The 22,187-nt window shown below is 60.9% G+C and carries 19 protein-coding genes; 2 read left to right on the top strand and 17 right to left on the bottom strand.

Features of this window, described 5'->3' with window-relative positions:
* Window positions 1-42: 42 nt before the first annotated feature.
* The 17 genes from INS80_RS03510 to bchF all read right to left on the bottom strand — a co-directional run bounded on the left by INS80_RS03510 (window position 43) and on the right by bchF (window position 19,644).
* The gene (locus INS80_RS03510) at window positions 43-1,569 is read right to left on the bottom strand and encodes an ABC transporter substrate-binding protein (RefSeq protein WP_192964292.1); all 1,527 of its coding nucleotides are present in this window, start codon (window positions 1,567-1,569) and stop codon (window positions 43-45) included.
* A gap of 57 nt (window positions 1,570-1,626) precedes the next feature.
* Window positions 1,627-2,730 carry an ABC transporter ATP-binding protein gene (locus INS80_RS03505; protein WP_192964291.1) on the bottom strand — a complete coding sequence of 368 codons (1,104 nt, stop codon included), beginning with the start codon at window positions 2,728-2,730 and terminating at the stop codon, window positions 1,627-1,629.
* Window positions 2,727-3,743 (bottom strand): ABC transporter ATP-binding protein, encoded by a 1,017-nt coding sequence (locus INS80_RS03500; RefSeq protein ID WP_192964290.1) that lies wholly within the window; start codon window positions 3,741-3,743, stop codon window positions 2,727-2,729. Before INS80_RS03500 ends, INS80_RS03505 begins: the two co-directional genes overlap by 4 nt.
* A gap of 478 nt (window positions 3,744-4,221) precedes the next feature.
* Window positions 4,222-5,436 carry a 5-aminolevulinate synthase gene (hemA, locus tag INS80_RS03495; RefSeq protein ID WP_192964289.1) on the bottom strand — a complete coding sequence of 405 codons (1,215 nt, stop codon included), beginning with the start codon at window positions 5,434-5,436 and terminating at the stop codon, window positions 4,222-4,224.
* On the bottom strand, window positions 5,433-6,239 hold the full coding sequence (gene puhE, locus INS80_RS03490; protein WP_192964288.1) for a putative photosynthetic complex assembly protein PuhE: 807 nt from the start codon (window positions 6,237-6,239) through the stop codon (window positions 5,433-5,435). Before puhE ends, hemA begins: the two co-directional genes overlap by 4 nt.
* 78 nt (window positions 6,240-6,317) lie before the next feature.
* The gene (gene acsF / locus INS80_RS03485; RefSeq protein ID WP_192964287.1) at window positions 6,318-7,460 is read right to left on the bottom strand and encodes a magnesium-protoporphyrin IX monomethyl ester (oxidative) cyclase; all 1,143 of its coding nucleotides are present in this window, start codon (window positions 7,458-7,460) and stop codon (window positions 6,318-6,320) included.
* Window positions 7,457-7,753, bottom strand: a complete 297-nt coding sequence (locus tag INS80_RS03480; RefSeq protein ID WP_192964286.1) for an O2-dependent cyclase accessory protein — start codon at window positions 7,751-7,753, stop codon at window positions 7,457-7,459. The genes acsF and INS80_RS03480 overlap by 4 nt, the downstream gene beginning before the upstream one ends.
* A 19-nt stretch (window positions 7,754-7,772) precedes the next feature.
* Window positions 7,773-8,291 carry a photosynthetic complex assembly protein PuhC gene (gene puhC / locus INS80_RS03475; protein WP_192964285.1) on the bottom strand — a complete coding sequence of 173 codons (519 nt, stop codon included), beginning with the start codon at window positions 8,289-8,291 and terminating at the stop codon, window positions 7,773-7,775.
* Window positions 8,292-8,297: 6 nt separating this feature from the next.
* A complete protein-coding gene (puhB, locus tag INS80_RS03470) occupies window positions 8,298-8,927 on the bottom strand; it encodes a photosynthetic complex putative assembly protein PuhB (protein ID WP_192964284.1) in 630 nt (209 codons plus the stop codon).
* Window positions 8,928-8,951: 24 nt separating this feature from the next.
* Window positions 8,952-9,722 (bottom strand): photosynthetic reaction center subunit H, encoded by a 771-nt coding sequence (gene puhA / locus INS80_RS03465; RefSeq protein ID WP_192964283.1) that lies wholly within the window; start codon window positions 9,720-9,722, stop codon window positions 8,952-8,954.
* Between the two features lie 15 nt (window positions 9,723-9,737).
* Complete coding sequence (locus INS80_RS03460) at window positions 9,738-11,180, bottom strand: PucC family protein (RefSeq protein WP_192964282.1); 1,443 nt, start codon at window positions 11,178-11,180, stop codon at window positions 9,738-9,740.
* Window positions 11,177-11,848, bottom strand: a complete 672-nt coding sequence (bchM, locus tag INS80_RS03455) for a magnesium protoporphyrin IX methyltransferase (RefSeq protein ID WP_192964281.1) — start codon at window positions 11,846-11,848, stop codon at window positions 11,177-11,179. The genes INS80_RS03460 and bchM overlap by 4 nt, the downstream gene beginning before the upstream one ends.
* The gene (bchL, locus tag INS80_RS03450; RefSeq protein ID WP_192964280.1) at window positions 11,848-12,753 is read right to left on the bottom strand and encodes a ferredoxin:protochlorophyllide reductase (ATP-dependent) iron-sulfur ATP-binding protein; all 906 of its coding nucleotides are present in this window, start codon (window positions 12,751-12,753) and stop codon (window positions 11,848-11,850) included. Before bchL ends, bchM begins: the two co-directional genes overlap by 1 nt.
* 52 nt (window positions 12,754-12,805) lie before the next feature.
* Entirely contained in the window at window positions 12,806-16,375 is a 3,570-nt protein-coding gene (locus INS80_RS03445; protein WP_192964278.1) for a cobaltochelatase subunit CobN, read from the bottom strand.
* Window positions 16,365-17,885: a ferredoxin:protochlorophyllide reductase (ATP-dependent) subunit B gene (gene bchB / locus INS80_RS03440; protein WP_192964271.1), complete on the bottom strand. Its 1,521-nt coding sequence runs from the start codon at window positions 17,883-17,885 to the stop codon at window positions 16,365-16,367. The genes INS80_RS03445 and bchB overlap by 11 nt, the downstream gene beginning before the upstream one ends.
* Window positions 17,882-19,147, bottom strand: coding sequence for a ferredoxin:protochlorophyllide reductase (ATP-dependent) subunit N (locus INS80_RS03435; RefSeq protein WP_192964269.1), 1,266 nt, complete (start codon window positions 19,145-19,147; stop codon window positions 17,882-17,884). Before INS80_RS03435 ends, bchB begins: the two co-directional genes overlap by 4 nt.
* Complete coding sequence (bchF, locus tag INS80_RS03430) at window positions 19,144-19,644, bottom strand: 2-vinyl bacteriochlorophyllide hydratase (protein WP_192964267.1); 501 nt, start codon at window positions 19,642-19,644, stop codon at window positions 19,144-19,146. Before bchF ends, INS80_RS03435 begins: the two co-directional genes overlap by 4 nt.
* 303 nt (window positions 19,645-19,947) lie before the next feature.
* Here bchF and INS80_RS03425 point away from each other — a divergent pair, with 303 nt between their 5' ends.
* Window positions 19,948-20,733: a cobalamin B12-binding domain-containing protein gene (locus tag INS80_RS03425; RefSeq protein ID WP_192964266.1), complete on the top strand. Its 786-nt coding sequence runs from the start codon at window positions 19,948-19,950 to the stop codon at window positions 20,731-20,733.
* Window positions 20,733-22,142, top strand: coding sequence for a transcriptional regulator PpsR (gene ppsR, locus INS80_RS03420; protein WP_192964265.1), 1,410 nt, complete (start codon window positions 20,733-20,735; stop codon window positions 22,140-22,142). The genes INS80_RS03425 and ppsR overlap by 1 nt, the downstream gene beginning before the upstream one ends.
* The last annotated feature ends 45 nt before the right edge of the window (window positions 22,143-22,187 follow it).

The following is a 22,187-nucleotide window of genomic DNA, read 5'->3' as shown; positions in this document are numbered from 1 at the left end:
GCACGCCGCCCCGGTGTTGGCCAGGGCGGCGAAGAGGCGCTATTACTCGGTCCAGGTGACGCCTTCGAGGCGGATCATCCCGTCCGGATAAGGTGTGAAACCGTCAAGTTGACTGCTATGCGCCCAGATCCAGGTTTGGTGATAGAGGTAAACGATCGGCGATTCCTCGACCAGGATGTCGCGCGCGGTATCATACGCGGCCTTGCGGTCCTCGGTGCTGGCGGCAACGCGCGCAGCATTCAGTGCCTCGTCCACGGCAGGGTTCGAGAAATGACTGTCGTTGATGCCGCCATCAGTGGTCATGAACTGGTGGATATTGCCATCGGGATCGACGCGACCCGACCAGCCGATCTGGCTGGCTGTGTAGTCTCCGGCGGACTGATCTGCCAGCAGCGTTGCGAACTCCTTTGAAGTGATTTTCACGTTGATACCGGCCTCGGCCGCCATGGCCTGCACCACTTGCATCAATTGCAGCGGAACGGTCGTGTTGGGCACCTGCACTTCCAGATCAAGCCCGTCGGGATAGCCTGCCTCAGCGAGCAGAGCTTTGGCCTTGGCCACGTCGCGGGCCGGCACCGGATGGTCGGTGTCATACCAGGGGGAGGTCGGCGGGTAAGGCTGGTTGCCTGCGGCAAAGGCGCCTTCGAACACCACTTGGTTTATGGCTTCGCGGTCAATGGCATAGCTGAAGGCCTGGCGCAGACGTTGGTCGTTGCCCCAGGGGTTGTCACCCTTTGGCCCGTTGTTCACGTTGAAAGTAATGCCCTGATATCCAAGCGAGACTGCGCTGGCGACTTCGATGTCGTTGTTGGCATTCGCTTGCGCCAGATCGGTGGCTGCCAGACGCTCCAGCATGTCGATGTCGCCCGACTGTAGGTTGGCAAGACGGACGGTGGTATCCGGGATCGGCAGGAATGTGACGCTGTCGAATGCAATGGCGTCCGCATTCCAGTAGTCCGGGAACTGCTTCAGTACAATTTTGTCCTGAGCAACGCGCTCTTCAAAACTGAACGGGCCCGAACAAACGGGATTGAGTCCGAAATCCGCGCCAGCGGCTGCGGCAGCGGTGGGCGAGATCATCATGCCGGCGCGGTCAGCCAGTTGCGCCATGAGCGTGGCGTCGGGCCCCTTGAGGTTCAGCTTGATTTCATATTCGCCGGTCACCTCGGTTGACGTGATCGAGGACAGCTCCGACTTGCGGCGTGACTCGTCCATGGTCTTGGACCGCTCGATGTTTGCAGCGACCGCTTCGGCGTTGAATGGGGTACCATCGTGGAAGACGACACCCTCGCGCAATTGCATGGTCACCGTCATGCCATCTTCTGAGACTTGCCAGGCCGTGGCCAGCTGCGGAATGATTTCCAGTTCGGGTGTGATGTCGACCAGCTTGTCGCACATGGAGGCATAGACGATGCGGCCGACAAAGGTGCGGGACTGATCCGGGTCAAGCACATCGGCATCCGATTGCAGGCCGATACGCAGGTCTTTGGCGCTTACGCCAGTGGCGGCCATGCCGATTGCGGTCGCACCCAGCAGGGCGGCCATCAGTGTCGGTTTAAGGTTTTTCATGTCAGTATCCTCTCTGTCGGTTGAGTGTTTTTCTTTGGTTCCAGGTGTTTGTGGTTTTTATGTTCGCGGGGGCTGGGTTGTGCGATGGGTAACGCTGCCGCCCTCGATCGCCTCTCGATAGAGGGCGAAACGCGCTTCGGCGCTCTGGGAGTGCTCAATTTCGGCTGTTGCGTTCGTCATTGGAGCGATCTCTGCCCAGCGGTGACAAGCCACCTGATGATTGTCATCGGCAACAGGATCCAACTGCGGAACAGCCGTCTTGCACCGCGCTTCGGCAAAGGGACACCTGGTATGGAACCGGCATCCGGGCGGGGGCGCGGCGGGGCTGGGCATCTCACCGGTCAGCCGGACCTGCCTCTCCTCCCCTGAGGAACGCGGTCCGGGGATCGAGGCCAACAGCGCCTGTGTGTAAGGATGGCGCGGCTGGGCAAACACGGCCTCTGTCGTGCCCATCTCGACGATCCGGCCAAGGTACATGACCGCGACGCGGTCGCTCATGTGGCGGATCACGCCCAGATCGTGCGCGATGATGACCAGCGTCAGCCCGAGCTCTTCCTTGAGGTCGGCCAGCAGGTTTATCACCTGTGCCTGAACCGACACATCAAGGGCTGAAACCGGTTCGTCGCCGATTACGAGTTTCGGCCCCGAGACCAGCGCCCGGGCGATACCAATCCGTTGACGTTGTCCCCCTGAGAATTCGTGTGGGTACCGATTGGCATGCTCGGCGGGCAATCCGACCTTGCGCATGATTTCAGAGACCCGTGTGCGCCTTTGGCTTGCCTTCAGGTCTGGAGCGTGCACTTCCAGCGGCTCTCCGATCAGCTTGCCGACGGTCATGCGCGGGTTGAGCGATGAGAACGGATCCTGGAAAATGAACTGCATCTCGCGGCGAAGGCGCGTCAATTGGCGGCCACTGGCATCGCTGATGTCCTGCCCGTCAAACATCATCTGTCCAGATGTCGGTGACAGAAGTCGCATCAGCAGCCGCGCAAGAGTGGACTTGCCGCAGCCCGACTCTCCAACGATGGCAAAGGTTTCGCCCTGTTGGATCTGCAGCGAAACATCGTCCACGGCCCGCACCAACGGGGCCTTGTTCAAGAAGCCCTTACCGCCGAAGTGCTTTGTCAGGCCTTGGGCCTCCAGGATCGTGTTCGAAGTCATGCCTGCACCGCCGTGTTCTGCTCCAGTGGTGCGAAATGGCAGGCAACGCTGTGGTCCGTGCCAAATGCCCGCAGCTTTGGGCGCGCACTGCAAGCACTGGCTGAAAAGGCGCACCGGTTGCGAAAACGGCACCCCTTTGGCATGTTGCGGATCGCCGGGACTGAACCGGGAACCGTGCTCAGGCGGGTGCCGGGCTGATCAAAGCGCGGCATCGCGCTCATCAGGCCGATGGTGTAAGGGTGCTGGGGATTGCTGAAAATCTCCTGAGCGCTGCCTTGTTCAACCACTTCACCGCCATACATCACAGCAACACTGTCTGCGATTTCCGCAACCACACCCAGATCATGCGTGATCATGATCGTTCCCATGCCTGTTTCGCGGCGTAGCTCGCAAATCAGGTCTAGAATTTGCGCCTGAATGGTCACATCGAGGGCTGTGGTCGGCTCATCCGCGATCAACAGCTTGGGATCATTGGCCAGGGCCATGGCAATCATAACCCGCTGGCGCATACCACCAGACAATTGGTGCGGATACTCTTTCAGGCGCTGTTCCGGCGCCGGAATTCCAACTTTTTCCAGCATGAGGCGGGCCTGTTGCTCCGCCGAGCTGCGCGTGCTGCCCTGATGCTGCGTAATGGATTCCACAATTTGATTGCCAACCGTAAAGGATGGGTTGAGCGAGGTCATCGGCTCTTGGAAGATCATCGCGATCTGATTGCCACGCTGGTCTGCGGGCAGGTTATCAACCTTCAGGTCATAGGTTTTACCCATAAATTCCAGTTTTCCCGACAAAACATCGGAAGACCCCTTGGGCAAAAGGCCCATGATCGACATTGCGGTAACGCTTTTTCCGCATCCCGACTCGCCGACAATGCAGAGGATTTCACCGGTCGAGACCTTAAGGCTTAGCCCGTTGACCGTGGCAGCATCGTGTCCACGAAATTGGAGCTTGAAGTCCTCAAGCCGCAAAATGTCTTTTGCGGGATCTTCTTCAAGAACTCTTTCCGACGACATGCTCGGATCCTCTCTTTTCTTCTGGATTCGAACCAATTGAACCAATGTAATATTGGTTTGCTATGTTTAGCCTGTCAACTGTCTGAAGTTTTTTTGATTGCCATCAAGAAGGAAGCGCACACAATCGAGGCACTGCCCGGATGTGCGATGGGACATGTCCTGCCGTCTGCGGTACTTTATTTACGGTAAGCGGAAGAGCGCAGGATGCCGTGTGGTGGGCCAAGGCACGCAAAGGTGATGCCTTCGAGAAAGCTCCTTGAGAGTATTCCGGGTCCCTTGGAAAAACGGAAGCGAGCCGATCAGCCGGACTTGATGAGCCATCTTATGCAGCCAATGCGGCTGACCGATCTTCAGTCTCGGATCTGGTTGTGGGGACCAGCGGTCAAAGTGGCCCGACCGACTTCAGTATCCGTTCAATCCAGAACTCAAGGTATTCGCGGGCGGTATCCTTTCCCCGCCTGTGGCCGACGAAGATGGATCAGGCGACGGCCTGAGCAATTGCGCATTGCTTCCAAAGCACGGTGAGCGCTTCGACCAAGTGGTCGATGTCCGCATCCGAATGCAGCGGACCAGGTGTAAAACGCAGCCGCTCCGTGCCTTTTGCTACGGTGGGATAGTTGATCGGCTGCACGTAGATCCCATAGTCGCGCATCAGAATGTCCGCCAGTTGGCGACACTTTACCGGGTCCTTGATCATGACCGGGATGATATGGCTGTCGTTTGGCAGATGCGGGATGCCGCGGGCGTCCAGCTTGGCCCGCAATTGGGCAACCTGGCGGCGCTGAAACTGGCGTTCATGGTCGGAGTGTTTGAGATGGGCAATGGCCGCCTGCGCTCCGGCGGCGACGGACGGGGGAATGGCGGTGGTAAAGATGAAGCCTGATGCAAAGCTGCGCACGAAGTCGCACAGAGCATGAGAGCCCGCGATATAGCCACCCATACACCCGTAGGCCTTGCCCAGGGTTCCTTCGATCAGATCTATGCGATGGGCAAGACCGCGCTCCTCGGAAATGCCGCCGCCGCGCGGACCATAAAGGCCGACCGCGTGCACTTCGTCGAGGTAGGTCATGGCGCCATGCGCCTCGGCGACTTCGATGATCTCTTCCATAGGGCAGATATCGCCGTCCATCGAATAAACAGACTCGAAGGCTACGATCTTGGGGGCATTGGCTGGCAGGGCGGCAAGGTGCCGGTTCAAATCTTCGGGGTCGTTGTGTTTCCAGATGCGTTTTTCTGCCCGCGAATGGCGGATGCCTTCGATCATCGAGGCATGGTTCAAGGCATCTGAAAGGATGACTGCGCCGGGCAGCCGCGACCCCAGCGTTCCCAGTGCGGCCCAGTTCGACACATAGCCCGAAGTAAATAGTAGGGCGTTGTCCTTGCCATGAAGGTCCGCCAGTTCTGCCTCAAGCGCCACATGGTGACAGTTGGTACCTGAAATGTTGCGCGTGCCGCCCGCGCCTGCGCCACATTGGTCGATGACCTCTTTCATGCGTGCGGTCACCGTCTCGCTTTGCCCCATGCCGAGATAGTCATTGGAACACCAGACCGTCACATGGTCAGGGGTTTCGGCATCATGGGATGTGGCACGGGGAAAGGCTCCGCAGTGACGCTCAAGTTCGGCGAAGACACGGTAGTTTCCCTCCTCGCGCAAGGCGTCGAGTTGCTCGGTGAACAAGGCGTCGAATGTCATGATGTTCCCTCCGGTGTCTTTCGTGCTTGTGTGGTCGGCGCGGGCATCATCCAGCGCCAGAGTTTTGCGTCCGGCAGTGGCAGGACCATTAGCCAGTGTTCCAGCAGGGCCAGCGCAGTGATGGCTGCCAGCAGGGCAAATCCCGCCGCCGCGCCTGCGGTCTCGGCCGCCCAGAGCCGCTCCAGCCAGCAGGCGGTCGCAAAGGCCAGCGCGCTGACAGAGACCGGAAACAGCCAGTTGAGCGCCCGCGTTCGGAAATGGCTTGGCAGATGCGCCAGGGCCTGCGGGATGAATTCGGTGCTAAAGCGCGGCACTCCGAGATAAAGGTTCAACTTGGCCGAGATCCGCGCGAAATAGAGAACAATGAAGGTCCACAGACCCACAGGATTTTCCGCGCCCCAGCCGGTGATTGCCATCGTGAGCAGGACTGTTAGCAAGGCCATCTCATGATAGGCCACGGTGCCCCAGGCGCGGATGAACCGCTCCCATTCCGGTAGGTTGGGTGGGCAGGGGCGCTGCACCGGGCCGGTGACGATGCCGGTCAGAAAGGCCAGTTCGATCCACCCCCAGAGCGCAAGCGCGGCCAGAAACCCGAGGTATGCGCCAGACACGTCGCTGCTGGTCAATGTGGCCCAGTACGTCCAGCCGCCCCAGACAGCCAAGGGCAGTGCTGCAAATGTCATCACAGCGGGCAAGCGGCCACCGCGGCGGTCCGCAATGCGCACCGCAAGCAGGATCGCCCCGGTGGAAAACCACCACAGGAACAGGGCGCTGAGCGCTGCGATCCAGGGCTGGGCGAACATCACGGCGCCGTGGCCCTGCGCCCCGCCGGGTGGCGGGGCAGGGGATGTAACCGGACAGGGTGCGGGCGTCGCATGGCCTCAATACGCCGGCTGAAGGCGCGTGTGCTCGGGCACGCGATGGCGTTTTGCCGGGATGGTATAGAGTGAAACAAATGCCAATGCCGCCTTGGCGGATCCTGTCATGCGTCCCATGAACCCGCCGATACCTCCGGCTTCCTTGGCGCGGGCGATCTGCTTGTTGGCGGTATATAGCCGTTCCAGCCCCCGCTGCCAGCGCGGGTTTTCGATGTCCAGCGTGATCGGGAAGATCTGCTCCGACAGTTTAGAGGTCTTGGTAAAGACCTCATGGGCGTACCAGTCAGGATCGACGCCAAGCGCCGCATGAAAGGCTGGGCGCTGGTGATCGCGCACATACATGGTCGCATAGACCGCCGTGAGGAAGAACTTGATCCACAGCACATTGTGCCCCGATGTCAGCTTTGGATCGGTCTTCATCAGTAGGGCAAAGGCCTCACCGTGGCTGAACTCATCGTTGCACCATTCTTCAAACCATTTGAAGATCGGATGGAACCGGTGTTCGGGGTGCGCCTGAAGGTGGCGGAAGATGGTGATGTAGCGCGCATAACCGATCTTTTCCGACAGGTAGGTGGCGTAGTAGATGAACTTGGGCCGGAAGTAGGTGTACTTTTTCTTCTGCGTCAGAAAGCCAAGGTTCACCGCCACGCCCGCTTCGCGCAGGGCATCGTTGATAAAGCCGGCATGGCGCGCCTCGTCCCGGGCCATGAGTTGAAACAGCTGTGTGATATCGGCGTTGGAGCCGCGCCGCTTCATCTCCTTGTATAGAACGCAGCCCGAAAACTCAGCCGTGCAGGAGGAGATCAGGAAGTCGATGAACTCCTTGCGCAGCTGCGGCTCCATCCCGTCCCAGTCCACGTGATACCAGGCGTCGGTCTTGCGAAAGTGGCCCTTGTTCGGATCAGAGACCATCTGCGCGATCAACTCGTCCCATTCGCCGCGCACAGAGCTGACATCCAGAGCGTCCAGCTCGTCGAAATCCGTGGTGTAAAAGCGCGGCGTCAAGAGCGTGTTCTGCATCGCAACTTCGGTGGCGGCGGTGCTGTCGAACTTGGCTTGCTCTTCCTGGATGGCAAGGCCTTCCTCGACGGTGGTGGCATCGGCGGTGTGGCGCGGCGCCGTGGTTTTCGAGGTTTGAATATTCATAGCGTGGCCTCCTCGGAGAAGGAAAACTCGCAGAGCTCCATCACCTCAAGATCCCCGGTCAGCCGGGTCCAGAAACGCTCCAGACGGCTCGCGCGCAGGATCACCGCCACACGGTCCTCGCGGACGATCTGGCCAAAGGGGGCCATGATCTCAGGGCCTTTGACCTGAACCTCGTCGCCGGGGTAGATCACGGCTCCGTTGTTGAACCGCACATGCGCGTGCAGGCTTTCGAATTTATGGCTGATCTCGACGGTGCAGGGTGCCCGTTCGATGTCTCGTGTCAGTAGTCCCATGGCAAAGCCCTCCCAAGGCTTATGGTTTTGCGTCCCCGTCACGGCGCTGGGCCGGGACCGGAACACTTTGCGCAAGCAGCCTGGCGAAGGCCGCTGCGTTGTCGGCGCCAAACCCCATAAGGTCAGCGCGCCACCCCGTTGCGGGGTCGATGATGGCCATGCGGCCATTTTCAAAAGCCTGAAGCGTGACAGCTCCTGTGGCTGGCAGTCCCGCCTTGCGGCGTTCAAACAGCACCACGCGATGCACGCCGGAGATAAACCCGCCGTCTTCGGGCGACAGATCGGCAATAAGTGAGCCGTGCGCATCCAGAACCGTCACGGCGCCAGAGATGTCCGAGGTCAGATGCAGATGCACCTCGCGGATCAAAGCAGATGTCGGCGGCGTGCTTTGCAATGGGCGCCCCATCAGGACGGATAGGGTCGTCAGCACAAGGATCACCATCACCAGAGCGAACATGGCACGCACCATGACCCGCGGCACCATGGTGTCCGTATCGTGATGGATCCGAGGCCTGTCGGGGTGATGCGTATCGCTCATGGCAATCTACTCCGCTGCAACGGGCACGGGCCCGGTCTGATTGTCCTCATGCTTGGACTGGATTGCGGATCGCGCGTTCACACTCAGAAGGTCCGCCACCTCTTGCGCTGCCGGAATGCAGCGCAGGGCAGGCTGGGCCGGAAAGCGCCAGGGGCGCACATGCGGCCAGAGCACCACATAGGCCAGCCGCGTCTCGCCCAGTGTGTCAAAGGCAATGGTGCCGGTGCCGTCACGGCGCAGGTCGATGTCCGCCCGTGCGATCTGGGTGTAGGGCAGGTTCAGCGTTACCGTCAGCGCCGCGCCGACGCGCAGCACCACGCGTTTGTTGGTGACAGTATAGACTGCCGCGCGCGCCTGAACCCAAGCCGTGATCGTCAGCAGCGCGCCGACAATGGCGGCCAGGATCAGGAATGGCACCGATAGTGCAACCGCCTGTCTCAGCGGCACAAGATCCACCACTGACACAAACCGCCACAGGGCCAGCACCACGAAGTAGCCCATGATCCACCAAAACCCGGTGGCGCGTTTGGTCAGCGCCCACCAGTTCGGGCGGCCCTGCCACAGGATGTGCTCGCCCGCGGGTGGGTGCTCTGGCAGGCCGGGAACAGGCTCGGTCTTGAAATCGTCATGGCTCATGGCTGGTCTCCCGCGAAAATGGGTCTAAAGCTGCGGCTCTAGCCGGTCCTTGGAGGCATAAAGCGTCCCGCCGCCGTAGTAGGCAGAGACCTTGTCCTCTTCGAGTTTGGTGATCTGGGTCTCCGAGACGATCATCGGTACATCGGCAAAGTTTTCGGCATAAAGCGATTTGACGATGACTTTGGGGCCGAAAATCCGCGCCAGCGTCATCGGCACAAGACGTTTTGTGCCGTCGCTTTCGAGCTTGTATTCCAGGTAGCGCACCATCTGTTCGGGCACGTCGACCCACATTTCGGTGACCATGCCCATGACCTTGCCGTCGCCAGAGATGACAGGCAGGCCGCGTGGATCACGGCCCGCGACATGAAAATAGCCTTCGACCTGCGCCATTGGGCGGATCTTTGGGTGGCCATGTGCGTCGAGTTCAGCCTCGTTGCGCCGTGGCGCCCAGGCAGCAGGGCCAACACCATCCACCAGCGGGTTGCCGGTCGGCTCGTAAGGAAAGCCATCGGCGTCATTGGTGCGCGCCAGGGCCAGGCTGTCATTGGGGCGGTCCTCGGGCTGGCCTGAGGGGACGGTCAGCTCTCCGCGATCATGGGGCAGTTTGAAGGTCTTGTCCGCAGGTAGGGACCAAAACGAAATGGCGTGATGATCCTCGCCATCCTCATCCTTGAGGGGGAAGCCTTCGCGCATGTTTTCGCGCTGGATGTAGTAGATCAGCCCGGCGAAAAAGATCCAGAACAGCCAGATTGAAAGGCTGGCGAGGTCGAATTCGGCAAAGAAGGGATCGGTCATGGTGTCCTCCGAGGGTCAGGTCGGGAAATCGGCAAGGCCGATCCGACTGGGCGTGGATGCCGCCGGTCCCCAGGACTGTGTCCTGCGGCGAACAAGTGGGCCGAGCGCGATAAGTGTGGCGAAGATCAGCGCGATCTCGGTGTGATAGACGAATGAATAGCCGGTGGCCGGTGTGGCAACGGCTGTGCCCCATTGGCCCGTTGCGGCAAGGGCGTTGACGCTGTCACGCAAACCGCCGCCAAGGGCGATGGCAAGGCCCGAAGCGGTGGCCTGCGCCGCCCCCCAGGCCCCTAGCGCCAGGCCGCGCCCTGCCAGATCGCCCGTGGCCATGGTCATGGCGGCGCTCAGCGTGGCAACAGCAAACAGGCCGCCGCCAAAGCCGATCAGCGTAGAGCCGACAAAGAACAGGCTGCCCGATGCCATGGGGGCGGCAAAGATGACCGCGGAGAATGCGACAAGGCCAGCGATCAACCCCGTTGCGGCAAGGCGGTATGGATTGGCGCGGCGGCTCATCCGGCGGGCGGCCAGGGCAAACCCCGCCAAGGCGCCACAGGCCCAGAGCGCGGTCAGCAGCGTGGTGGAAGAGACGGAAAGGCCAAGGATCTCTCCACCGTAGGGCTCCAGCAGCACGTCCTGCATGGTAAAGGCCATGGTGCCAAGGAAGACCGTCACCAAGAGCCGCCCCGCTTCACCACCACGGGCCAGATCCTGCCAGGCTGCGGCAAAGCGTGGCCGCGGACTTGCGCGTTCACAGGCGGTCATGGGGCGCAGTCGCTCCTGTCGCCATAGGGCCACCAGATTGAGCAGCAAGGTCGCCACGGCCGCGCCCTGGACCACCCGGATCAGCCGCAGCGGCGAATAGTCTGTCAACAGCCACCCTACCAACAGAGCCGAAAGCCCCATACCGACTAGAAACATGACATAAAGCAGCGCCACGACGCGGGGGCGTGTCTCATCACTGGCGCGATCTGCGGCCAGCGCCAGCCCAGCGGTCTGGGTCATATGCATGCCGAGGCCGGTCATCAGAAAGGCCAGCGCGGCCAGAACCTCTCCGGCAAAGGGCACATGGTGGACGGTATTGCCCTCCAGCACCAAAAGGGCAAAGGGCATCACCGCAAGCCCGCCCATCTGCCACAAAGAGCCGAACCAGAGGTAGGGGATCCGCTTCCACCCGATGGCGGAGCGGTAGGTGTCAGAGCGAAAGCCCAGCAGCGCCCGGAAGGGGGCAATCAGCACCGGCAGGGCGATCATCACCGCAACCAGCGTGGCCGCAAGGCTCATCTCCACGATCATCACCCGGTTCAGCGTGCCCAGCAGCATGACCCCGGCCATGCCCACCGACACCTGAAACAGCGACAGGCGCAGTAGCGCGGCAAGCGGCAGCGTCTCTGAGGCCGCATCCGAAAACGGCAACAGACGCACCGAGAGTTTGCGAAGCTGAGCGGGCGAAACGATCACGGGCGCACCTCCAGCGCATGAGAGATGTAAAAGCCGACCGAGACGCGACCGATATCCTCGACCCTGCCGGTCTGGCGCAGACGACGGGACAGACGCTGTGTGCCGTGCGGGACCATCACGGGCGAGCGGTCGCTGCGCGGAAAGAGCTTGCCGCTATGCCACATGGCCATCAACAGCGGCGTGCGCGGCGGCACGGTAAAGACGATGCTGCCACGGGTCCGCTTTGCCAGCCCATCAAGGGCGGCGTGGATATCGTCTTCGCGGTAGTAGATCAGGCTGTCCATGGCCATCACATGGTCGAACTGGCCAAGGTCCTTGGAGAGCATGTCACCCACCTGAAACTGCACCCGCGCTTTCAGCGTATCGGGCAGGCGGCGCTGGGCGATATCGATCAGAGAGGGAGAGATATCCACGGCGGTAACCCGCGCGCCGCGCGCCGCCAGTTCGGTGGCCATCAGCCCGGTGCCGCAGCCCGCGTCCAGCACCCGCGCGCCAGTCAGATCCGCAGGCAGTCGCTCCAGCATACGGGCGCGCATGGCATCCCGGCCGCGCCGCACGCTCTGACGAATGCGCGAGACCGGCGCGTCCGAGGTCAGCTGGTCCCAAACCTTGGTCGCGGTGCGGTCGAAATAGTGTTCGACGCGGGAACGGGTGGCTTCATACTCCATCAGTCGAACCCCAAAAGCTCAAAGATATCTCGGTCTTCCATCGGCGCCGGAGCCAGCGGGTCGGTGCCGCGCCACAGGGTTTCGGCCAGGCGGATGTATTCAGCGCGCGCGGCGATGATGTCGTCCTCATCGGGCATCTCGAACAGCGTTTTCTTTTTCAGCCGCGAGCGCCGGATTGCGTCTACGTCGGGCATATGGGCGATGCGTTTGAAGCCGACCGTGTCGCAGTAGCGATCCACCTCGTCGGTGTCCTTTGACCGGTTCGCCACACAGCCGGCCAGCCGCACCTTGTAGTTCTGTGATTTCGCTTGAACGGCGGCGATGATACGGTTCATCGCGTAGATGCTGTCAAAATCGTTGGCGGTCACGATCACCGCACGGTCCGCATGCTGCAAGGGGGCTGCAAAACCACCGCAGACGACATCTCCGAGCACGTCGAAGATCACCACGTCCGTATCCTCAAGCAGGTGGTGCTGCTTGAGCAGCTTGACTGTCTGTCCCACCACATAGCCACCGCAACCGGTCCCCGCGGGTGGGCCGCCCGCCTCGACGCATTTCACGCCGCCCCAGCCTTCGGTGACAAAATCCTCAGCTCGCAGCTCCTCGGGGTGGAAATCCACCTCTTTCAGGATGTCGATCACGGTGGGCTGCAGGCGTCCGGTCAGGGTAAATGTGCTGTCGTGTTTTGGATCGCAGCCGATCTGCAGCACCCGCTTGCCCAGTTTGGCAAAGGAGGCCGAGAGGTTCGATGAGGTTGTAGATTTGCCGATGCCGCCCTTGCCATAGACGGAAAAGACCTTTGCCCCCTCGATACGGGCAGAGGCATCCTGATGCACCTGAACAGAGCCTTCACCGTCCTGTCCGCGCGACAAGACCGGGGCGGGGATATTGTCTCTGGGACTCATGGTGTTCTCCGTTTGGGTGCTTCAAGGGCGGGGGGTATGTAGCGTCTTTGGGTCATTCTGCGGCCAGGCCTTCCATCCGGTCTTCCAGCGCGTCGGCTGCGTCTTGAAGTTGGGCCAATGTCTCGGCATCCGGGCGCCAGTATTGACGATCAGAGGCCTCCAGCAGTCGCCCGGCCATGCGGCTAGAAGCGGTTGGGTTGAGGTCGGCCAGGCGATTGCGCATTTCCTCGTCCAGCACGAAGGTCTCGCTCAGCCGCTGATAGACCCAAGGCTCTACCGTGCCGGTGGTTGCGGACCAGCCGAGGGTATTGGTGACCTGTGCCTCGATCTGGCGCACACCTTCGGCGCCGTGATCGAGAAGCGCCTCATAGAACTTGGGGTTGAGGCTACGGGCGCGGGTTTCCAGTGCCACCTGGTCAGAGAGCGTGCGAATGCGGCCCGCGCCGCGCGTCTGGTCCGAGATATAGACAGCGGCATCCGTGCCGCGCGCCCGCTTGACCGCCCGGCTGATGCCGCCCAGCGTGTCAAAGTAATGGTCCACCGTGGTAACGCCAAGCTCGACGCTTTCGAGGTTCTGATAGGCCACCTCGACCCGTTTCAGCGTGGCCTGCAGGAGTTTTGGGTTGGCGCAGGCCTTGCCATCCACGCCATAGGCGAAACTCTTGCGGCTTTCAAAAGCGTCGGCCAATTCGTCCTCGTCGCCAAAGGCCGAGGCATCCACCAGTTGGTTGACGTTGGAGCCATAGGCGCCTTCGGCGTTTGAGAATACCCGCAAGGCGGCTTCTTCGATGGAGCAGCCTGTGGCCTCCATATGTGCCAAGGCATGGGCGCGCAGGTGGTTCATCTCCAGCGGCTCCTCTGCCTGTGCGGCCAAAAGCGTCGCCTCGGCCAAAAGACGGGTCTGCAGAGGCAGCAGGTCGCGGAAAATGCCGGAGAGGGTCATCATCACGTCAATGCGAGGGCGTCCCAAGTCCGAAAGCGGGACCAGCGACGCGCCGCTCAGACGCCCGAAGCTGTCAAACCGGGGCTTTGCGCCGATCAGTGCCAGCGCCTGCCCGATCGGCCCACCATCGGATTTGATATTGTCCGACCCCCAGAGCACCAGCGCCACTGACCGTGGCAGGCTGTCGTGGGTGTCCAGCAAGAGCTGCGCCTGACGGGCACCTTCTCGGCAGGCAAACTCCGTTGGCATGCGAAAGGGATCAAACGCATGGATATTGCGCCCGGTGGGCAGGATATCGGGGTTGCGGATCAGATCGCCGCCGGGCACCGGGGGCGTAAAGCCCCCGGCAAGGGCATGCAGCAGCGCGGGCATTTCGCTGTTGCGCCCTAGTGCTTTGGCCATATCTGCGCGGCGCTCGCCCTCGGCCTTGGCGGCGTCCAGATAGGCGGTTTGGGTGGCTTCGGGCAGCGCGGCTCCAAGCTCGTGCAGACCTTCCGGGATAAGGGCCTCTTCGGTTTCCAGCAGCCGCAGCCAAAGCTTGTCTGGCGGCCCCTCCAGATCGACCGAGGCGGCCTGTTCAGCAATGAGCGTTTCGAGATCCGCGCGCTCTTCTGCGCCCTTGGGGAGGGAGCGCCAGCGCGTCAGACTGTCTTTCAGCTCTGCCAGCCCTTTGTAGAGACCCGCCTGCGCCAGGGGCGGCGTCAGGTGGCTGACAGTCACCGCATTGCTGCGCCGCTTGGCCAGGGTCGCCTCGGAAGGGTTGTTGGCCGCATAAAGGTAGACGTTCGGCAGATCTCCGATCAGCCGGTCGGGCCAGTCGCCGGGGCCGGATCCGGCCTGTTTGCCGGGCATGAATTCCAGTGCGCCATGCATTCCGAAATGCAGCACCACATCGGCCCCGAAGTCTTCCCGCAGCCAAAGGTAAAACTGTGCAAAGGCGTGAGACGGCGCAAAGCCGCGCTCAAACAAAAGCCGCATGGGATCGCCTTCGTAGCCAAAGCCGGGCTGGACACCGACAAAGACATTGCCGAACCGCTGCCCCAGGATGAAGGTGCCGCGCCCGTCGGATTGAACCTTGCCCGGAGCCGGTCCCCACGCCGCTTCGATTTCGGACGGATGCGGTGTGCGCCGCACCATGGTGTCCGCGTCCACATGGGCGGCGACGTTCGCCTCTTGCCCATAGGTGCTGGCGTTGCCGCCGAGAATGGCGCTGCGCAGGGCCTCGACGCTGTCCGGTGGCGTCAGATCGTAGCCGTCGCGGTGCAAGGCGTGCAGCGTGTTGTAAAGCGAGCGGAACACGCTCAGATGTGCGGCGGTGCCGGTGGCGCCTGCATTTGGAGGAAACCCGAATAGGACGATGGCGACGCGGCGCTCGGCGGTGCGGCGCTGGTGGTTGGTCACCTGACGGTTCACCTTGTCGGCCAGCCGGTCGATCCGCTCGGGGCAGGGGGCCATGGATTTGTCCCCCGCGCCCTTGCAGCGGTATGCACAACCGGTGCAGCCCTGCACGCCATGCCGCCCAGCAAAGACGGTGGGGCAGGTGGCTCCATCCAGTTCTGGCAAGGCGATCAGCATTGTGGTCTCGATGGGGCCGAGCCCTTGGGCAGAGGCGGCCCATTGGTCAAGGGTCTGGAATTCCAGCGGATGTGCGGCGATATAGGGAATGTCGAGAGCTTTCAGCACGTCAATCGCAGCGGCGTTGTCGTTGTAGGCTGGACCGCCCACCAGGCTAAAGCCGGTGAGAGACAGCAAGACGTCGATTTTGGGGGAAGCTTCGGATTCGGCACCCACAAAGAAGGCCTCAATCGCTGGCCTCGCATCCAAGCCTCCGGCAAAGGCGGGGAGAACCGCCAGACCCCGCGCCTCTAGAGCGCGGATCACGGCATCATAATGCGCGCAATCTCCGGCCAGAACATAGGAGCGCATCATCAGCAGCCCTACTGTTCCCACGATTTTGTCGGGCCGGGGCAGGCATTCTGGGTCGGTCGTGATCCGTTCGGGCAGATCCGGATGGTATAGTCCGGTTTCGGGGTAGTCGATGGGCGCTGCCGCCTTGGCGCCGAGCCACTCGGGGCGGGATGTTGCGTATTGCCCCAAAAGGTGGCGCACAAGCGAGGCCATGTTGTCATCCGAGCCACCCAGCCAGTACTGCATGACCAGGAACCAGCTGCGCAGATCCTGTGCTTTTCCCGGGATCAGACGCAGGATACGGGGCAGGCGGCGGAGCATGCGCATCTTGCGGGCCCCGTCTTCAGAATTGGGCTTGGAGGACCCGCGCAGCCGCTTCATCAGCTTGCCCATCCCCGAAGGCGGGCTGGCCATGTCCAGTTTGCCAAGGCGGGTCAGTCGAACGATCTGCGGGTCGGCAATGACGCCGACCATGGCATCTACCTGTTCGCGGGCCTGTCTTAGATCCTCAAGGATCGGAGCGATATGCTCTTCCAGAAACAGCAGATTGGCAAGGATCATATCCGCCCCGGCAATGGCTTCGCGGGCCTCGCTCAGCGCCAAGGGTGTCTCTCCCCATTCGGCGGCGGCGTGTACCGAAACCTCAAGGCCCGGGAACTGCTCGGTCAGGCCCGGAGCGACCCGCGCCATCGGCCCCGCGGCATGGCTGTCCAGCGTCAGAATGACGACGCGATAGGGGCGTGGGCCTCTGATATGGATATCATCGCGCATAATGGGCCTTGGCCTCGTAGAGGGTTTCCACGCCGATCTCCGCAACCCCTTGTGCGGCAGCAAAGGCTTCGGTGTTGCGGCGGGCCTTGCCGCGGACAAAGAACGGCACCTTGCGCAGCTCTTGTTCGGCAGCGGGGTGCCAGATGATGTTGGCGCTGTTGCTGGTGGCCGGAGCGGGAGCATCAGCAGGCCTGCGCGAATGCAGGCCCGCGTGGTGGCTTGGCCCGGCATTGTCGTTGAATTCGAAATCCTCGCGGAACATGGTCAAGAGATGCTCTTCAAGCCCCATGACAAGCGGATGGACCCAGGTGTCAAAGATGACATTCGCGCCTTCGATCCCCATCTGCGGGGAATAGCGCGCCGGAAAGTCCTGCACGTGCACCGGCGCCGAGATCACCGCGCAGGGGATGCCAAGCCGTTTGCCGATATGGCGTTCCATCTGGGTGCCTAGGATCAGCTCGGGGGCGAGGTCGGCAATCTGCGCCTCCACATCAAGATAGTCATCGGTGATCAGGGCTTCGATGCCAAAATCACGGGCAAGGTTTCGGATCAGGCGGGCTTGCTCGCGGTTGTAACAGCCCATGCCCACGACCTCGAACCCCATCTCGTCGCGGGCAATGCGCGCGGCAGTTGCCACATGGGTGCCATCGCCAAAGACAAACACCCGTTTGCCGGTCAGGTAGGTGCTGTCGACACTGGCTGAATACCAGGGCAGGCGCAGGCGCGCCTCATCAAGGCGCGGCGATACCCCAAGGGTATTGGCCACTTCCGTGACAAAATCGCGTGTTGCGCCGACGCCGATCGGCACGGTGCGGGTGTAGGGAATATCCAGCTCCCGCTCCATCCAGCGACAGGCGCTTTCGCCGGTTTCAGGATACATCAAGACGTTGATATGCGCCGCACCAAGGCGCGCGATGTCACTGGGTGTTGCGTCATAAGGCGCGCAGACATTGACCGAAATGCCCATGTCAGACAGTAAGGCGGTGACCTCGGTGATGTCGTCGCGATGCCGAAAGCCGAGCGCCGTCGCTCCGATCAGGTTGGCCGTGGGTAGGGCGCTGCGCGGGCCTCGTTTGGCAAGAGCACGCACGATCTGAAAGAAGGTCTCGTCGGCGCCGAAGTTTTCCTTGCGCTGATAAGAGGGAAGGTCGAGCGGGATGACCGGAACCGGCAGACCAAGCGCATCGGATATGCCGCCGGGGTCGTCCTGTATCAGTTCCGCCGTGCAGGACGCGCCGACGATCATCGCCTCGGGCTGGAAGCGCTCGTAGGTCGTCTCGCAGGTGGTGCGGAACAGCTGTGCGGTGTCAGAGCCAAGATCGCGCGCCTGAAAGGTGGTGTAGGTGACGGGCGGGCGTTGGTTGCGTCGCTCGATCATGGTGAACAAAAGGTCCGCGTAGGTGTCGCCCTGCGGGGCATGCAAAACAAAATGCAGCCGTTTCATTCCGGTGGCGACGCGCATGGCACCGACATGGGGCGGCCCTTCGTATGTCCAGACCGAGAGTTTCATTCGGCTGCCTCCAGCATGAGGGTAGCGCGGCGGCGCAAGGGGCGTGCAAAGAGTTCGGCCAGATCACCGGCCTGTTCGTAGAAATGCACGGGCGTAAAAACCAGTTCGATCGCCCACTTCGTTGTCAGCCCTTCTGCTTCAAGCGGGTTGGCGAGGCCCAAGCCGCAGACGGTTAGGTCAGGCTGCGCGGCATGCAAGCGGTCCAGCTGCAGATCCACATCCTGCCCCTCGGACAGGACGGGCCCAGGCTCGATCAGTGCAAGCTCCGGTCCCATCAAGGCGGAATGCAGGAAGGGCGTGCCGATTTCCAAGGCCTTCATTGCGCATTCACGGGTCAGGAAACGGGCAAGCGGGACCTCAAGCTGGCTGTCCGGGAAAAAGAAAACCGATTTGCCGCGCAGAACCTCGGCGCTGCGGGCAATGGCGTGGCGGGCGCGGGCGCGCGGAGCTTCGGTGACCCGGTCCACCACCTGTTGATCTATCCCGAAGCTGCGCGCGATGGCGGAAAGCCAAGCGGTGGTGCCCTCGTCGCCAAACGGAAAGGGCGCCGGTATATGCTTTGCCCCGCGCCGGATCAGTGCAGCGTGGGTATCTCCAAGGAAGGGTTGCACAAGGGCAAACTGTGTGCCCGGCCCAACAGATAGCGAATCCTCGGTGCGCTGCGCAGGAAGCACGCCAACGCGATCAATGCCGATCGCATCTAGCAGCCCAAGCATCTGATCCTGCACCACGTCAGGAAGGGCACCTGCAATCAAGAGTTGCGTTTGATCATTTTCCGTAAGGGTTGGGACGATCGCGGACAGGCAGGCATCCTCACCCTGTGTGAACGTCGTCTCGATGCCGCTGCCGGAGAAATTGATGACCCGCACGCGTGGAGCGTGCCGCGCCGAGAGGCGCTCGGCCGCCTTTGCAAGGTCCAGTTTTATGACCTCTGACGGGCAGGAGCCGACCAGAAAGAGTTGCCGAATGTCAGATCTGCGTGACAGAAGTCTGTCTACTTCGCGATCCAGTTCCTCTTGTGCACAGGCAAGCCCGGCCAGATCGGCTTCCTCGAGAATCGCCGTGCCAAAGCGAGGTTCCGCAAAGATCATCACACCGGCGGCGCTTTGCAACAGGTGCGCACAAGTGCGAGATCCGACCACCAGGAAGAAGGCATCCTGCATCTTTCGGTGCAACCAGATGATGGAGGTCAGGCCACAAAAGACCTCTCTCTGACCTCTTTCCCGAAGAACAGGGGTATCTGTGCAGCCCCGCCCGCTCATGCCGGAATTCCGCTGGGGGCAGAGTCCTCAAGTCGCGCGCGCCGCAGTTTCAGCAGGAATTGCGCTGCGTTGATGACATAGAGCAAATAGGCCGCAAGCGCCGTGGTCATCAGGGCGGCTGGGGTCATCCAGCTCAGCAGAAGGCCGAAAATATACAGTGAATGCAATCCGATGACTAGGAAAGAGACCATATCCTCCCAAAAGAATGCCGGGGCGAGCAGATATTGGCCGAAGACAACTTTTTCCCAGAGCGCGCCTGTGACCATGATCAGGTAAAGAACGGCGGTTTTGATCACGATCGAGAGTGTTGCGGCATGGTACCCCTCGCCGGTGGCTAGATAGCGCACCACAAGCGCGAGTGAGATTAGGAAGATCAAAAACTGCAGTGGTGCCAGAATGCCCTGCACCAAAGTCCAACTTGTGGCATCCCTCCGGGCGCGCTGTTCGGGGGTGTAAAGTCGCCCCGGCTCACGCTGATTTTGGGTTGCAGCACCCATGGTTTCACTCCCTTGAACCTGGTGTCAACGGTAGGTCCGGGAATCGGTATGTGTCAATTTAAATTTACATATCTTAGCTCATGGTTGAGGGGCTTCTTGACGTATTCCGGAAATCGCACTTGTTTTTAGGTTATGATTTTACTATAAAATATTGGAGGTGGCGAAGGTGGGGGGCTTGAGTTGCATTTACTGTCTAACACCTTTGACATTTCGGACGGTCTGATTGACACTGTTGTTGTCGCGATCATTGCAAGGCCCTGTTCAACCTGCGGTGCACCCGGGACACGAACGGGAGCGATTGCCATGTACGAGGACGACCCGAATAGAAGAAGAGCTGCGCTAGTTGGACATGCCAGAGTATCGACCTTTGCGCGGCATGTGCTGGGAAAAATCAGCAAGTTACCCTCACATAGTCGACGTGACAGAGCCAAAGCCTTTGCGCTGTGGCTTGCGGATTTCTGTTGTGGGGATCTGTATTCCAATAATCGTGTCCACGACGAACTTGAGCGCCTTAGGCTGACTGGAGATGATCTTGTTCTGCAGTGCATTCCGACAGCCGCTGCCATACTGGGGGAGCGCTGGTGTGCGGATGACGCAGGGTTTGCCGAAGTTTCGCTTGGCTCCGCACGGCTGTTGATGCTGTGTCGCGCTTATGTCCCGGACTGGACCTGGGTCGCCCGTAAAGGAAATGGCCCCTGTTTTCTCTTATGCACCTTTGACACCGAACAGCATCTTATTGGAAGCGCCGTGTTGGCATATCGTTTGCGTAAGGCGGGGTTCTCCGTCAATTGTCTCGTGCAGGCTGACATGGCTCAAATCGTTGAAAAGTTGCGCAGTGCAGAATTTGATTCACTTCTGATCTCATGCAGTACCACCGCGAGCCTTGAAACTGCGGCGCAAGCCGTTAAACACATTCGGGAAAAGGTAAAAAGACCGCCCTTCATAGGTCTTGGCGGTGCAATGGCGCACTCGGCGAAGGCGCTCGGCAAAAGGATTGAAGTGGACTTGATTACGAACAACCTTGATGCGGTGGTCTCAAAGGTCTCCGCTGGCTGCCTGCGGGATGACTCCGTCGAGGCGGCAGAGTAATGAGCGCCGGCGACAATTCACAAGTGCCAACGGGCTTTTTGCCTGTCATCGATCCTGAAGACCTGCCAGGCATTTTTGCTGCGGCTTCTGACTATGCATTTGTTCTGTCCAGTGCCGGTGTCGTACAGCGTATCGTGTGTCGCAATTCCGAGCAGCTGGCCCATTGGCAAGGTCAACACCTGCGTGATTTCCTGACTGAGGAAAGTCGGCCAAAGCTTGACGATCTTCTTGAGGGGCGCGGCCAACAGAAGGGCCGGGACGGCTGGATCGAACTGAACCACGTGGATGGCGCTCCTTGGCCCTTCCCCGTGCGCTACACTGCTCATCCCATCGGCTCGCATGGTGACATCCTGCTTCTTGGGCGAGATCAGCGGCTTGTGGCGGAAACACAGCAACAGCTGGTCAACGCCCAGATCATTCTGGAGCGCGGCTATGAGGAACGGCGCGAATACGACGCCCGATACAGGATGTTGCTGGCAAATACGACGGATCCTTTCCTGTTTGTTTCTGCCACGGATGGGCGAATCCGGGATCTCAATGCGTCTGCGGCCAGCCTGCTTGGTGCGAGCCGCGATGATTTGACCGGCGCGCTGGTGGCGCAGGAGTTCAAAGACCGACGCCGCGGCGAATTTGTCGATAACCTGCTGAACCTTTCGTTCGCTGAGAATGCCCACGACATCACCGTTCAGACAAAGCGCACACGCCGGGATGTGCGGATCTTCCCGACGGTGTTTCGTGCCGCAGGCGAGCGAATGATCATTTGCCGTCTGGCGTCCGAGACTACAGGGCAGCAAGTTGATGATCTTTTGACCCGTAATCTGAATGCTCTGTTCGAGCAGGGCACTGACGCGGTGGTATTCACCGATGCGAAAGGCGGGATCGAAACTGCGAATGACGCCTTTCTGGACATGATCGACATGGCGCGCCAGTCCGATGTTAAGGGCCTGTCGCTGGGGGATTTCTTTGCCCGGTCACAGATTGATCTGGGTGTGGTGCTGGAAAACGCCTTGCGATCAGGGCACATGCGTATCTACGCGACCAAACTGATCAACGCCTTTGGTGCAGAAACACCGGTGGAGATGTCGGTCACCTATCTTAACAACCGCGAGCACCCGTCGGTTGGTTTTGTGATCCGCGACGCAAGCCGGGTCAATGCGTTCAGGAGTGCACCAAGCAGCCCCGGACTGTCTGCTCCCATGGACAAGGATGTGGCGGAATTGGTCGGCTCCGCCTCTTTAAAAGAAATCCTCGCCGAATCGAACGAGGTCATCGAGCGGATCTGCATAGAAACCGCCGTTGAGCTGACGCGCAACAACCGCGCGGCAGCGGCTGAGATGCTGGGCCTGTCCCGTCAGAGCCTTTATGTAAAGCTGCGCAAATACGGGCTTTTGGAAAAATCAGGCAGCTGAGGCACCGCAGAGACTCTCTTTCGTGACATCCACTCACTTGCGTGA

Source organism: Phycobacter azelaicus (assembly GCF_014884385.1).
In the GTDB taxonomy this organism is placed as follows: domain Bacteria; phylum Pseudomonadota; class Alphaproteobacteria; order Rhodobacterales; family Rhodobacteraceae; genus Phycobacter; species Phycobacter azelaicus.
Note: the sequence above shows the minus strand (reverse complement) of the source record. Positions and strands in the feature narration are given on the sequence as shown.